The following is a 14199-nucleotide window of genomic DNA, read 5'->3' on the forward strand; positions in this document are numbered from 1 at the left end:
ATGAAGCTGTCCGAATTTGTAAAAAAGATCATCAAGGATTTCCTGCTCATCTTCGCACTCATCATTATTATCATTACTATTTTGCGACAAATGTATTACCCTGATGAAGCCTTTGATTTGAAGTCCATTTATATCATTATGGCATTCGCCTTTTTAAGTGCATCAATAGGATTTATTTTGTATTCTCCCAATGACTTAAGCGAAAAAAATATGCGTATTAGAATGATCCTTCATTTTTTCACGTTGGAGATTTTATTGATTGCCCTTAGCAGTGTTTTTGGGATTGTTGAAAGTCCATCAGATGGAATCATTTTGGCAGTGCAAATTGCCGTCATCTATTTCTTCGTTCGTTTCCTGTCATGGAAAAAGGATCAAAAAGAGGCCCAAGAAATCAACGAAAAACTAAACGCATGGAAGAAAGACATTCCTCAATAATCAAATTGCAACACATAATTATGCGGTAAGCAAAAAAGCTTACCGCTTTTTTTGCATCTTATTGGACCGTGGATACAACTTACTGTTTTTCTATATACTTCCTTTCAGGATTTTTTTATGATGAGTTCATGAAAAAATATTCGAAAGTGGAGGGGTTACCACTATGGGAACTTTATTTTTATTGATTGCATTGGTGTTTGAAATTTCTTTTGCCATCTACTCGATCATAACGAAACAAAACCATAAAAAACTAAAGAATGGGATTAGAATTGCTATATTTTTGGGCTTTATCATTCTCACGATTTCATCGGTGATTGTGTGGAGCTTACGCTGGATCTTGCTTGCCATCCTACTTTTCCTTTTAGCCGTAAAGGGAACGATTTCTCTGATCCGAAAAAATACTATTCCTAAAAAGCACAAAACTTCTAAAGTAGTATGGAAAACCATTTTTATGATTGTGGTAACGGTCATTGCATTTATACCTGCCGTTGTTTTCCCGCAGCATCCATCACCAAAAGTGACAGGCAAATATAGTGTCGCGACCGCTACTTACACATACGTTGATAAAAATCGCGTAGAGGAATTTACTGACAAAGGAGACAACCGTTTTGTGAATGTGGAATTTTGGTATCCCAAAAATGCTGATGGAAAATACCCTCTATTGGTGTTTTCACATGGTGCCACTGGGATCAAAGCAAGTAATTCCTCTACCTATACAGAGCTTGCAAGCCACGGGTACGTAGTGGTTTCGATTGACCATCCGTACCACTCCTTTTATACGAGGTCAGATGATGGAACAGTAGCTACAATTAATTCGGACTATAACCGTGAAATCACCAATCTCAACACGGAAGGCGTATATACAAATGAACAAATTAATGAGCTTATCCAAAAATGGATGAAGCTGCGAACAGACGATATGAATTTTGTCATGGATACGATTCTTGAAAAAGTAAAAAGTGATACGAACACCGTTTACAAACTGATCAATACAGAGAAAGTTGGTGTGTTCGGGCACTCCATGGGCGGCGCTGCAAGTGTGTGGCTGGGCAGAGAACGTGATGATATAGATGCAGTCGTTAATATTGATGCTCCATTCTTTAGTGAGCTGGTTTATAAAAAAGAAAACGATAGTTTTGTAGCAAATAGCAAAGCTTACACAACCCCAATTTTTAACATATATTCTGATGATGTGTGGGGGCAGCTTGATAGCACGCCGATTTATGTAGCGAACCAACTAAATAATAACCAATTTAAAGATGCCTATACGACTCATTTCAAAGGGGCTAAGCATTTAAGCTTTACCGATTTACCGCTTTTCTCACCTATTCTCGCAAATATGCTGCAAGGTGGAAAAGCCGACATTGATCCATATTACTGTATTGAAACGGAAAATGACCTTATACTTAAATACTTTGATTATGAATTAAAGGGTATTGGCCATTTCAATCCTAAAGAGACATATTGACTTTTTTAGCATCCGAAACCTCATTTACTTGTTTAAAAACGGATGTGGCAGTCACTCCTGATTGAGTTTTTGTATTGTTTTATGTTCCAATTTGAACACAAAAAAGCAGCCATAAAGACTGCTTAAAGTAAATCAACTTATATATTATTATCAATACTCACAACCTAAGGTTTTCCTTTATTCGTATCCTTTGCTCCATCATGGTCATCTCGATTGTCGTCACCAGGGTCAGCAGTATCAACCGTAACAGAAACTGATGCTGGTTCGCTACTTCCCGCTTCGTTAAATGCGACTACCGTAATGACATAGGTTTGACCTGGTTGAGGGTTGCTCAACGTGGCCGTTGATTCAGGTAGGGTTGTTAGTGTTTGTTTACTACCATTCACCGTATATGTGATTGTATAATTAACATTTTGACTCTTGGATTTTTTCCAAGTAATCTCAATGCTATTAGATTTTTTATCATATCGAGCTTTTAAATCACTTGGACTGCTTGGCATCTCTTTTGTTTCCTTAACGGTTATTGAAGCAGTAGCTGCATCACTTTTAGCTCCCTCAGTGATCGCAACAATAGTAAATGTATAAGCTTTCCCTTTCTCAGGGCTTTGAAGAAGGGCTTGCATGTCAGTCGCAGCTGGTAAATTAGTTGTTTTCCCATCTACTGTATATGAAACTTCGAATGTGGTTTCTGAACTACTTTCGTTAGAGTAGTCCCATGATAATTGAATACTATCTGAAGCATCATCATAGTTTGCTTGAACATTGGTCGGGCTATTAGGCTTAGGTGGTGTTGGCTTTTCCCCACTTTTCACATAGTATTCCTTGCCCGATTTTGCAACACTGCTTGGTTGTTTAAATTTCTCAGTGCTTGTAGCTGATCGTGACAAGATGGCTTTAAACACTAACTTAGAAATATCCGCACTTTTACTTCCTAAATAGTCATCTGACGATTTAGTTTCCGGGTAACCGGTCCAAACCGCCCCCGTATATTGTGGTGTATAGCCTACAAACCAAGCATCTCTTGTCGCATTTTCCGGCAGGCCATATTTCTTGATGGCAGACTGATCAAAGCTTGTTGTTCCTGTTTTTCCAGCTAAATCAATGTTCGATAGATTAGCCTTGACACCTGTTCCTGAGTCCACCACAGTACGTAACATATCTGTGATTAAAAACGCCGTGTAATCCTCCATTACTTTCTTTTTACCAGGCGCTAATTCTTCTTCTATTCCATCAGAAGATACTATCTTTGTGACAGTATAGGGTTCAGTATAATAACCGCCATTTCCAAATGCCGCATATGCGCCCGCCATAATCAGTGGCGACGCAGCATCGATGGCCCCAATCGCATTGGATTCATTGGCTTTTTGTGTATCTGTAATAGGAAACCCAAGGCTATTAGCAAACTCTGTCGCATAATCTGCCCCAACTTCTTGATAGGCTTTTAATGCTGGTATATTTCGTGACCAGGTCAGGTGCTCTCTTATGGTCTTATCTCCTGCATAAGAACGATTTGCATTTCGAATGGCGGTGCCATTTGAGTATTGATACTTTTCGTCTTTTAAAATATGACCTGTAGACCATTTGAATTTTTCAATAGCTGGACCATAGTCAAGTATTGGTTTAATCGTAGAACCCGGATGGCGTTTAATTGATGTTGCATAGTTATATCCACCTGTTTGATAATTTCTTCCGCCGCCAAGGGCTTTGATCGCACCCGTTTGTGTATCTAAAATGACAACCGCTGACTGCAATTTATTATTATTTGGATAGCTAATATATTTATTTGTTGAAAGGACATCCTCTGTTATTTGTTGGATATCTGGATCAAGAGTAGTATAGATTTTCAGTCCATCTTCAAAAATATTCCTATTTGTTTTTGCTTGAACTTCTTTTATCACCGTATCAACAAATGCCTGGTATTTATTTGTTGATTTTTGTTGAATATGTAAAGTTTCTTCTATCGGTGTCTTTTGTGCTCTTTCCATTTCCGTTTTAGAAATATAGTCATGTCTATTCATATAGTAAAGAACCATATTTCTGCGTTTTTCTGCCTGCTCAAGATTCTCTTCAACAGTAGGAATATAGTTATTTGGACTTTGTGGTATACCTGCAAGTAATGCTGCTTGTTCTAGTGTTAATTTATCTAACTCATCTGGTCCTAATCCGAAGAATCGTTCCGCTGCTTTTGCTACTCCATAGACGTCACTACCATATAAATTTTTATTAAAATACATTTCGAGAATTTGATCTTTACTATACTTTCTTTCAAATTGAATAGCTAAATACCATTCTTGAATCTTCCTTTTTGGCGTCTTATCGATGGTCAGGAAGGAATTTTTCACAATTTGCTGTGTGATCGTACTACCACCTTGCGAAGAACCTGTCGTGATATTCGTCCAAATGGCAACAAGTGTACGTTTAACATCAATTCCATGATGCTGGTAAAAACGGGCATCCTCTGTTGCTAAAACAGCATTTTTTAGGACATCTGGTATTTGATTAATTTGAATGTCATCCCGTTTTTCTTTACCCACCTCAGCAATGACGGTTTTCTCATCACTAGCATATAGTTGGGATGATAAAGGGTCTTTTAATAGTGTTTCGTCGAATTTAGGAGCATCCTTGATGATCCATAAGAAAGCGCCTACTCCAGCTAGAAGCATAACTACTCCTAGCATGAGACAAATATAGAGAAATTTTCTCCACGATCTTTTTTGTGTCTTCTTGCTTTTTTTCTGATTCGAATTTCTTTGTTGTATTTTTTTTCGCTCTATACGAGACTGATTATTTTCTGACATGTTACTTGTTCCTACCTTTCGAAATCCTTTCACACTTCTATTCTACCCCAAACACATTAGTTGGAAAATAGAGGTTTATAAACTACTATAAAAGAAGACTCCGATATCTTTAAGATAGGAGTCTTACATTCTATTAGTAATAGATATGATTAATTCATATAAAAGAACATAGATTTGGAAAAAGTTCCTTGTACGCCCTGTTCAACAAAAACCCCCACTTCAAAAGAAGTGAGGGTTTTGCCCGTAAAGTTTATACAAATAAACTTAGTAGTAGAACAAATCCTAGTCCACACACAGAGATAATGGTCTCAAGTAGTGTCCATGTTGCAAATGTTTCCTTCATACTTAAACCAAAATACTCTTTAAACATCCAGAAACCAGCGTCGTTCACGTGTGAAGCGATTAAGCTACCTGCACCGGTTGCAAGTACAACTAAAGCAAGGTTTACATCGGTTTGACCCAACATAGGAATAACTAAGCCAGCAGTGGTTAAGGCTGCAACTGTAGCAGAACCTAATGAGATACGTAAAATTGCTGCAATAATCCATGCTAGTAGAATTGGTGAAATATTAGTTCCTTTAAATAATTCAGCTACATAATCACCTACATGTCCATTAATTAATACTTGTTTGAAGGCACCGCCGCCTCCGATGATTAAGAGCATCATGCCGATGTGTGAAATCGCTTCAGTACAAGAATCCATTACCGTTTTGATCGGTATCTTTCTCGCTAATCCCATTGTATAAATGGCAACTAATAAAGAAATCACCATTGCAGGAGATGCACCGCCAACAAAACGGATAATAGCAAGTAAACTATTATCTGCAAACCCCATTGTTTTTTGAAGTAACGTAATAATAGTAGCAATCGACATTAAAATAACAGGAAGCATTGCCGTAAATACACTGATACCAAATCCAGGTGTGTCTTCAAGTTTGAATGTTTTTAGTTCACCTAAAGAGGCGATATCACCCGTTTTTGTAAATGATGCAGGAACCAATTTTTTAGCTAGCTTTGTAAATAAAGGTCCAGCGATAATGACAGTTGGAATAGCAATAATAAAACCGTAAAGTAAGACTTGTCCAAGATCGGCACCAAATTCACCTGCAATGGTAGTTGGTCCTGGATGCGGCGGTAAAAATCCGTGTGTGACAGATAATGCTGCTCCCATTGGAATACCAAGGTATAGAATAGAAACTTTTAATTGTTTAGAAATCGCAAATACGATTGGGATTAATAAAACTAATCCTACTTCAAAGAATAAAGCAATACCGATAATGAAAGAAGCAGCTACTACAGCCCACTGAATATTCTTTTCTCCAAATTTATTTACGAGAGTCATCGCAATTCGCTGCGCGCCTCCTGAATCTGCAATTAATTTTCCCAACATAGCACCAAGTCCGAAGATTAATGCTATATGTCCGAGTGTTCCGCCTAATCCAGCCTCAATAGTTGCGATGATTTCATCTAATTTCATTCCAAGTGCTATAGCCACACCGAATGAGACAACGATCAGTGAAACGAAGGTGTTTAATTTAAAGCCCATGATCAATACGAGTAAAGCTAAAATCCCTATTGCTACTATTACTAATGGCATGTTATTTCCCCCAAAAATATTTCTATATTTTATTATTTTTATCCTTGTTGCATAGAGGCCTAAAATACCTAAACCTATATATAGCTAGTCAACTTTTTGCTCTCTAGATAGCATTTGTTGTGACATCCAAAAGTCTTCAACTTTACCTTGAACATCATCAAAGTTTTGATGTAATGACTTGATCATAAGATCTCTATTTTTTGTATTTATGGCATCGATATAAAGCTGGTGATTTTCCACAATCCGTTCAAAATCATCATATTTTTCTTCGAGACGGGCTCGCATCGATAATAGAATTAAACTTTCCATAACAGGTTTTGCATTATTCCATATCAGCAAAATGTATGAATGACCAATTGAACGAATAATCGTTTCATGAAATAAGACATCTTGAAATGAAAACTCATCAGCATCTTTATATTTTATGGCAATTTTCATCATTTCAAGTATTTTACTAAGTTCTCTCACTAAGCCATTCGTATCTATTTTTACAAGCCGTTCAAAAACAAACGTTTCTATTAGGATACGTACATCATAGATTTCTTCTATCTCTTTCCTTGTTAAACCAATGACAACTGCGCCCATTCTTTCTAACCGAATCATATTTTCAGAGGCTAGCATTTTTAATGCTTCACGAATGGGTGAACGACTTACATTATATTCTTCTGCTAATTTATTTTCCGATAGGATGGTACCGCTTTCAATTAAACCAGAAATAATTTGCATTCTAAGTTCGCATGTTACACGCTCACCAGTGGAAGCTTTTGAAAGCCATTTTGTGGGATATAGAAATTCCTTCGTTTCGATCAAGATCTCACCTCCTTGTTGAACAGTTATACATGTATACAAGTATTATAAAACAGATTTTTCAAAATGCAAGCGCTTTTATTTTATTTGGATTTTACCTCCCTCCTGCTTATGGTGTTATAAGAACGCTTACATTTTTTTGTTGACAGGATTATCAATAATCCGTAAACTTTAACTTGTATACAAGTACACGGCGAAATGCCCTATTCTTATGTGTTTTGAGGTTTAATTTCCATTCTGGATTTTTTCCTCTATATTTACCTTATAAGAAAGAAATCTTTTCGCGAAGACTTATAGGGAGAGTTGAAAAGTATGCAGTATCCATCATCATGGCTACAAAGGGCTTCACTTGGGGAAAAGATCGTAAGTGAATTAAGATTACGAATTATTAGCGGCAGTATTCATCCAGGCTCATTATTATCTGAAAATCAGATCGCAACTGAATTTGGGACGAGTCGATCACCCGTTAGAGAGGCTTTGAGAACGCTTTCTGTGGAAGGGTTAATCCGTTTAGAAAGGATGGGTGCTGTGGTATTAGGCTTAACGTCAAAAGATATCGACGAACTAAACGATGTTCGTTTTATGATTGAAAGCTTTGTATTGCAACGTCTTTCCCAGATTGACCATGAACCATTAGTGGAGACCCTTAATAAAATCATTGACAAGATGGAATTGGCAGGTAAGCACCAGGACTTTATTGAATTTTCTTATCAGGACCTATGTTTCCATGAAGAAATGATTCTGGGGATCAACCATACAAGGATTTCGCATTTATGGAATAGTATACGGGAAATCGTCCTAACCGCTCTATTAGTGGCAACTGGAAAACGATTTGTAGGAAAAACGCATGAAATAGAACCTCTTATTGAAAAGCACCGATTAATCGTGAAAGCTTTAGTTTCCAAAGATTTTCATCTAATTGAAGAAATTATTCAAGAACATTTTAAAGATACTCGTAAAACTGTTAGTGAAACCCTGTTAAAAATGAACCAGGATTAATTGAAGGTTAACATCTTTTTAAAAAAAAAGATGATCCTTTATTGATTAACTTGTCGACAAGTAGACAAGGAGGTTAACATCTTTTTTTAATAAAGAGATGTTTCTTTATTAATTGACTTGTCGACAAGTAGACAACATAAATAATTGGAGGTTATGAAAATGGCAGTTATGAAGGCGGGCTTGTTTCTATCTGAAAAAAAGGTAATGGTTGGTGAGCTTGATAAACCAACATTAAAACAAGGGGAAGCCCTTATTCGAGTAACCTATGCTGGAATTTGTGGAACCGATATGATGATTTATTCAGGAAAGCACCCTCGTGCAAAAGCACCTCTAGCAATGGGGCATGAGTTTAGCGGTGTCATTGAAGAATTGAACGGGGAATCAGCATTTTCAGTTGGAGACCGAGTGGTTATTGAACCCACTCTTAGCTGTGGAACGTGTGAAGCCTGTAGGTCTGGACAATTTCATGTTTGTAAAACATTAAAGCTCATTGGGATCGATATGCATGGTGGATTTGCAGAATACACGGCAGTTCCCCTCCATCGACTTCATGTGATTCCTGATGGATTATCAGATGCCCATGCGGCTTTGGCAGAACCAGTGGCAGTGGCTGTTCACACTGTAAGACGCTCTAACCTTAAGGTAGGCGATAATGTTGTCATTTTAGGCGCAGGACCAATTGGTTTGCTCATTGGCTTAATGGCGAGACAGGCGGGGGCGAATCAAATCATCGTTTCCGATATTAGTCCTTACCGCTTGGAAAAGGCAAGAAAACTTGGTTTTACCGTATTAGATGCGAAAGTAGTAGATGTTACGAATGAAGTTTTATCACTAACCAATGGAATTGGTGCAGATATTGTTTTTGAAGTGGCTGGTACACAAATCACGGCTAAGCAAATGGTTGAAGTAAGCAAGATTCAAGGACAAATCATGGTCGTTAGCGTATACAAACAAGCACCAGCTGTAAATTTAGCAGGAATGCACTTTAAAGAAATATCGATGGCAACTACAAGATGCTACAGTGGAAGTGATTTTAAAACAGCTATTGAACTAATGGCAAGTGGAAAGATTGATGTTTCTCCATTTATTTCTCATGAGTTACCGCTAGAGCAAATTGCGGAAGGATTTAAGTTAATGGAAAATCCTGATGTTTCTTTAAAAATATTATTTCAACCTAATTGATTGAGGGGGAGCAAAGATGGTACTCGAATTATTTAAATTAGATGGAAAAGTTGCAGCAGTAACGGGAGCTACTAGAGGAATTGGACGTTCAATTGCTCTCTCTTTAGCGGAAGCGGGGGCTGATATTGCCCTACTTCAACGTTCACCTGAACAATCTGACGTTAAGGAAGAAATTGAATCATTAGGTAGAAAATGCTTGATTGTTCCTTGTGATTTGGAGGATGTCGATCAAGTAAAAGCAGCCATTCCTAATGTGTTTTCGCATTTTGGCAATATTGATATTTTAGTCAATAATGCAGGCATCCAACGCCGTTCGCCTTCAGTAGATTTCTCAGAACAAGATTGGGATGATGTGATAAATGTCAATCTAAAGACAGTCTGGCTCCTTTGTCAGCAGGCTGGTCGCTATATGGTTCCTAATGGAAAAGGAAAAATCATTAATATGGCATCCTTACTTTCCTATCAAGGCGGATTGACGGTTCCTGCTTATGCTGCAGCCAAAGGTGGAGTGGCTCAGTTAACGAAAGCATTATCAAATGAATGGGCCAAGCATAATGTGAATGTCAATGCGATTGTCCCTGGATATATTGCCACAGACATGAATACGGCACTCATAAATGATGACACACGTAATCGACAAATTCTCGAGCGAATCCCCTCTGGCCGTTGGGGAAATCCTGAAGATTTTAATGGAACTGTTGTGTACCTTGCATCAGATGCATCGAATTATGTACATGGGCATTTATTGGCTGTCGATGGTGGATGGCTAGGTAGATAAATAAATTAATAGTGTTGGCATCATGAACAAAAGGCGGAAGCGCCTCGTTCAGCCCCGACAGGCAAATGTTCTTCGGCGGGAAAAGTCCGCCTTTTGACTTTTCTTGCCGAAGGTTATTTGACCCGAGGGGCTAGGCGCTGGAGCTAGATTCAGACTACTAGTTCTGTTATCCACAATCGGACCTTTTTATAATTTCCTAACCATCAAGTGAAGCATGCAGATTAGCGCATAAATTGTGCCAGTTGCATGCTTTTTATTGTGGTGTGGTTCACCATAACAGATCTAAATGAGGTGCTTTAGACAAGAAAAAAGCGAAGCCGTATTAATATGCTCCACTTTAATTTATAACTAACTAATTTTCTTTAGTTTCTGCTTTTCAGTACCCTCTAATTTTTCATAATTCCTATACATTAGCCATGCAATAACTGAGAAGATAACAGGTCCAGCTACACTCCAGATGGTTGTTTGAATATCGCCTTCTATAGCTGGCTGTATGATACTAAAGAAATTTGCTAGTCCAACGGTCAGTATAACAATCCAAGCCCAAATATTTGCACTCCATTGTGATTTATAAACAATAAAAGGCTTATTGATTTCCACTTTTTTCTTAAAGTACGGGAATGCAAGTGCTATAAATACATAGGGTAAAGTCATAGCGACGTTTGTCATTGAAACGAGTATGTTAAAGAATGTGGCCATTGTGCTTCCACCGAACGCGATTAGTGCGATCATGACACAAACTATAGCAGCTTGAATCCACATAGCATTAACAGGTAGCCCATTCTTTGTTTCACCAATTTTTCCCGGCCACAATATCTTAGGTGTTCCTTCAATCATCTGCTTTAAAGGTGAAAACATCAAGGTAAAGAACGCACCCGACAGTGCTAGGAACATGGAAAGTCCAATGTATCTTGCAACCCATAATCCTAAAGCCGTAGCTGTAGCATGGCTTGCTCCAAAAGCGGTACCTAGTGAGAAGCCTAAATTGGACATAACGATATAACTTGCATTTCCAAGGTTCACATTCTCAATACCCATTACAGATGACCAGTTCGTGAATATTCCGATTAATAGGATTCCTAAAGAATATCCTACTGAGATAATGATTGCAGATATAAGAATTCCTTTTGGAAACGTTTTTTCTGGCTTTTCTGTTACATCCACTAAACCGCCTACTGCTTCAAGCCCTCCATAAGCGAAGATGGCATATACGACAAATGCTAGCGAAGCGATAATATCTCCTGCATATATAGGATTTGGTGTTTGAGCGAATGACTCCCATCCTGTAATCGGTTGTGCCAATTGTCCATGATTCCCTATAAAGACGGCAATTGCACCAACCCAAAGAAATACATTCACTAACAAGACTGCAGTACCACCTACTGAAGTTACTTTCTTAATCTTATCCAGACCCTTTGTTGATATATAGGTTACGATAAGAATCCATACAATGCCTAAAACCCCCAGTACCTGAGGACCTTGAAGATTAAATAAGGTCCAGCTTTGTGTTGTATCTTCTCCAAAGATAGCATTTGACACCGGAACCCACATACCTGATGCGACATTAACCATCCAAGTTACATAAGAAAAATACCACATGAACGTTCCTATAAAGGCAAATTTGGGACCGATGGATTTTTCCATCCATGAGTAGATTCCACCCTTTTCCTCTTTAAAGGCGGCACCAAATTCAGCCACCATTAATGCAAAAGGAACAAAAAAGGTTATAGCAGCAAATATGTACCATGGAATAGCGGCATAGCCCATCTTATAAAACGATCTTGGAATGTTGTTGAATCCATAAACAGACGTAAAAATCATTAATACTAGGGAAATTAAAGTTAACTTTTTGGTTATGTTTGCGTTTGACATATACATTCCTCCTTTAATACTTCTTAATACTACTTTTTTAAAATAGAGAAGCCTTCCCAGCCAACGTAAACAAACAATGAAAACGCTTTCTTTCCTTACTTTTTTATTATAAAGGAATTGTTTTATAGCTACTCTAATCCACTGTTACAATCATATGAACATTTTAAATGCCCCAACCGAGAGGAAGGGGCTATCTAAAAAAAATATATTGGATAATTTCATGCAATTTAGGAGTGCAGATTCTCACCCTAACCTCATTTACTTATGATACGGTTTAGCCCGATTAATCCGCAAATAAACTGTATTACCTATATATGATACTGTTCACCCGGTGCCAAGCCCCCTTGAAGAACAATAGTTTTAATTATGTTCTTTAGCAGCTAACGTTGATCGCATGATTGTCATGCTATATGACCAGCATAACTCGTTGAGTAGACCTGGGCCTGTTGCTCCATCTGATTGGGTAAGGGAGAGCTTAAACCAGCTCGATATCCCTTCCGAAAAATTGATTGAGGGACTGGGAAGCTATGGATACGACTGGGAAGTGAACTCTAACCATCCCGCAAAAACAGTTTCCTTTAGAAATATCATGGATATTGGAACTGGAACCAACCTTCAAATCCATTGGAATCAACAATCAGGAAACCCTTATTTAAGGTATAAAATAAACCTAAGGATATGCAAAATCCATCTAATGCTCTTAACACCTTGGTCAATCCTGAGCCTGTTCACAATACAGGGACAGGAGAAATTTTGAAAATTGCTTCTCAATCAGAAAAAGGAAAAAGACGGATTGATTTTCCCCTCAAAGCCTTAATTGAGTCTACTTTTTGGGGTGGTCAAGTGCTTGGTAGGCTAACTGGTACTTTCCTCCGTCAGCAACTTCTGAATGGTACAAAGCCTTGAGGGCATTGTTTTTTTCAAGGCCGTGTTCTGCCTTCATCTCTTTAAAGCGTGCATGCAATTCTTTATTATCCTTGATTAGCTGTTGCATTTGCGATTTTATATACTTCAAAATATTTATCTCCTTTCAGAACCCAATCCGTTCCCAAAGTATAGCATTAATAAACTTTATTTGATCCGAATCATATGTAATTTTTATAAAAATCATCCAACCCTCATTTTAAAGTAAGGTATGTAATCTAATAGCTAGTTATACTCCCCCGTCCAAGTGTCCCTTGAAACATTTAAATAAGGAGACTAAACCTTGGTTATTCATAACGAGAAATAACTTGTTTAAAAAACCTCCTAAATTGCTCCCGATCTTCTGCTGTAAAAGCCTTGGGTCCCTTTGTTCACTTTCCGCTTTTTCGACAAGCATATGCATCAACATAAATTTTCATCTAAATCTCTCCTGTAAAGAAGTTCGAATTAATAGTGATACTATTAATAAATTGAGCTTCTGTCAAACCATGTAAGCAGAGGAACGGTGCTCTTGTTTAAAAATAAACAAGAGTTTCTGCCGTTCGCTTCAATAGACCATCCCTCTCTTTACAGATTTCATTAAGGCGGCCACAAGAATCACCTTATGTAATTTTTATAAAAAATAATTTGACAAACCGACGGTCGGTTTGTATGATTGGAATATAAATACAGGAAAGTAAGGAGAGATAAAATGAACATAAGTTCTAAAAGAAAGGTTATTCAATCTGTTATCGTCAGTATCTTAATAAATGGACTCGTACCTGTTGCCCTATATAATTTACTCTTGGGTCATTTCTCAAGTTTTGTTTCATTGCTACTTGCAACGATGGTTCCATTGCTGGATAATCTTTATCACATTGTGAAACATAGGAAAGCTGATGCTTTTGGACTGTTTATGCTGACAGCTTTCGTTCTTAGCTTATTGGCGTTTTTACTAGGCGGTAATGAGAAATTGATTTTAATGAGAGAATCACTAGTAACGGGAATATTAGGACTAATCTTTATAGGTTCCCTCTTCTATTCAAAACCGCTCATTTATCATTTTGCCATTAGATTCAGTTCAAATGATGAGTCAGAACAGAAGGGCAAATTTGCGAATAACTGGGAGTACTCCTATTTCCGCTTTGTCATCCGATTAATGACTGCTGTGTGGGGCATTGCCCTCTTAGCAGAAGCAGTTATCAAAACAATTCTTGTGTATGAACTCTCGATTTCTGCTTTCTTAGCTATTTCACAAATCATCTTCTACAGTGTGCTCGGGGTAACGATTTTATGGACGGTCATCTATCGCCGATACGCAAAAACTCGCTTAGATTTAATAATGAATGTAAAATGATAC

General features: G+C 37.7%; 11 protein-coding genes and 1 pseudogene. 6 read left to right on the forward strand and 6 right to left on the reverse strand.

The features are described from left to right. Both AC3A54_RS20215 and AC3A54_RS20220 read left to right on the forward strand, forming a co-directional pair. A complete protein-coding gene (locus AC3A54_RS20215; RefSeq protein WP_487655937.1) occupies nt 1-435 on the forward strand; it encodes a DUF3021 family protein in 435 nt (144 codons plus the stop codon). A gap of 163 nt (nt 436-598) precedes the next feature. Then, nucleotides 599-1903, forward strand: coding sequence for an alpha/beta hydrolase family protein (locus tag AC3A54_RS20220; RefSeq protein ID WP_487655938.1), 1305 nt, complete (start codon nt 599-601; stop codon nt 1901-1903). Nucleotides 1904-2067: 164 nt separating this feature from the next. On the opposite strand, the gene AC3A54_RS20225 is transcribed toward AC3A54_RS20220, so the two are convergent. The 3 genes from AC3A54_RS20225 to AC3A54_RS20235 all read right to left on the reverse strand — a co-directional run bounded on the left by AC3A54_RS20225 (nt 2068) and on the right by AC3A54_RS20235 (nt 7108). Next, the gene (locus tag AC3A54_RS20225; protein WP_487655939.1) at nt 2068-4566 is read right to left on the reverse strand and encodes a PBP1A family penicillin-binding protein; all 2499 of its coding nucleotides are present in this window, start codon (nt 4564-4566) and stop codon (nt 2068-2070) included. A 385-nt stretch (nt 4567-4951) separates the two neighbouring features. Continuing rightward, nucleotides 4952-6298: a GntP family permease gene (locus tag AC3A54_RS20230; RefSeq protein WP_335545133.1), complete on the reverse strand. Its 1347-nt coding sequence runs from the start codon at nt 6296-6298 to the stop codon at nt 4952-4954. 84 nt (nt 6299-6382) lie between these two features. Next, nucleotides 6383-7108 carry a GntR family transcriptional regulator gene (locus tag AC3A54_RS20235; RefSeq protein WP_487655940.1) on the reverse strand — a complete coding sequence of 242 codons (726 nt, stop codon included), beginning with the start codon at nt 7106-7108 and terminating at the stop codon, nt 6383-6385. A 309-nt stretch (nt 7109-7417) separates the two neighbouring features. On the opposite strand from AC3A54_RS20235, the gene AC3A54_RS20240 reads away from it, so the two are divergent. The 3 genes from AC3A54_RS20240 to AC3A54_RS20250 all read left to right on the forward strand — a co-directional run bounded on the left by AC3A54_RS20240 (nt 7418) and on the right by AC3A54_RS20250 (nt 10064). Beyond that, entirely contained in the window at nt 7418-8104 is a 687-nt protein-coding gene (locus tag AC3A54_RS20240; protein ID WP_335532023.1) for a GntR family transcriptional regulator, read from the forward strand. Nucleotides 8105-8263: 159 nt separating this feature from the next. Beyond that, a complete protein-coding gene (locus AC3A54_RS20245; RefSeq protein WP_487655941.1) occupies nt 8264-9286 on the forward strand; it encodes a zinc-dependent alcohol dehydrogenase in 1023 nt (340 codons plus the stop codon). A 16-nt stretch (nt 9287-9302) separates the two neighbouring features. After that, nucleotides 9303-10064 carry an SDR family oxidoreductase gene (locus AC3A54_RS20250; protein WP_487655942.1) on the forward strand — a complete coding sequence of 254 codons (762 nt, stop codon included), beginning with the start codon at nt 9303-9305 and terminating at the stop codon, nt 10062-10064. A 348-nt stretch (nt 10065-10412) separates the two neighbouring features. Here AC3A54_RS20250 and yjeM read toward each other — a convergent pair whose 3' ends face one another. The 3 genes and pseudogenes from yjeM to AC3A54_RS20265 all read right to left on the reverse strand — a co-directional run. Next, a complete protein-coding gene (gene yjeM / locus AC3A54_RS20255) occupies nt 10413-11936 on the reverse strand; it encodes a glutamate/gamma-aminobutyrate family transporter YjeM (RefSeq protein ID WP_487655943.1) in 1524 nt (507 codons plus the stop codon). An 823-nt stretch (nt 11937-12759) separates the two neighbouring features. Then, the gene (locus tag AC3A54_RS20260) at nt 12760-12951 is read right to left on the reverse strand and encodes a hypothetical protein (protein ID WP_335544229.1); all 192 of its coding nucleotides are present in this window, start codon (nt 12949-12951) and stop codon (nt 12760-12762) included. Nucleotides 12952-13147: 196 nt separating this feature from the next. After that, nucleotides 13148-13249: pseudogene (locus AC3A54_RS20265) on the reverse strand (YaiI/YqxD family protein); the annotation flags it as partial. A gap of 302 nt (nt 13250-13551) precedes the next feature. Between AC3A54_RS20265 and AC3A54_RS20270 the strand changes: the two are divergent. Further along, a complete protein-coding gene (locus AC3A54_RS20270) occupies nt 13552-14196 on the forward strand; it encodes a VC0807 family protein (protein ID WP_487655944.1) in 645 nt (214 codons plus the stop codon). Nucleotides 14197-14199 lie beyond the last annotated feature (3 nt).

This window comes from Neobacillus sp. Soil_C_43 (assembly GCF_057656715.1).

Excerpts from the sequence above, each read along its gene's own strand:
- AC3A54_RS20215 (WP_487655937.1), top strand. The coding sequence starts at position 1 with ATGAAGCTGTCCGAATTTGTAAAAAAGATCATCAAGGATTTCCTGCTC.
- AC3A54_RS20220 (WP_487655938.1), top strand. The coding sequence starts at position 599 with ATGGGAACTTTATTTTTATTGATTGCATTGGTGTTTGAAATTTCTTTT.
- AC3A54_RS20225 (WP_487655939.1), bottom strand. The coding sequence starts at position 4,566 with ATGCTTCTAGCTGGAGTAGGCGCTTTCTTATGGATCATCAAGGATGCT.
- AC3A54_RS20230 (WP_335545133.1), bottom strand. The coding sequence starts at position 6,298 with ATGCCATTAGTAATAGTAGCAATAGGGATTTTAGCTTTACTCGTATTG.
- AC3A54_RS20240 (WP_335532023.1), top strand. The coding sequence starts at position 7,418 with ATGCAGTATCCATCATCATGGCTACAAAGGGCTTCACTTGGGGAAAAG.
- AC3A54_RS20245 (WP_487655941.1), top strand. The coding sequence starts at position 8,264 with ATGGCAGTTATGAAGGCGGGCTTGTTTCTATCTGAAAAAAAGGTAATG.
- AC3A54_RS20250 (WP_487655942.1), top strand. The coding sequence starts at position 9,303 with ATGGTACTCGAATTATTTAAATTAGATGGAAAAGTTGCAGCAGTAACG.
- yjeM (WP_487655943.1), bottom strand. The coding sequence starts at position 11,936 with ATGTCAAACGCAAACATAACCAAAAAGTTAACTTTAATTTCCCTAGTA.
- AC3A54_RS20270 (WP_487655944.1), top strand. The coding sequence starts at position 13,552 with ATGAACATAAGTTCTAAAAGAAAGGTTATTCAATCTGTTATCGTCAGT.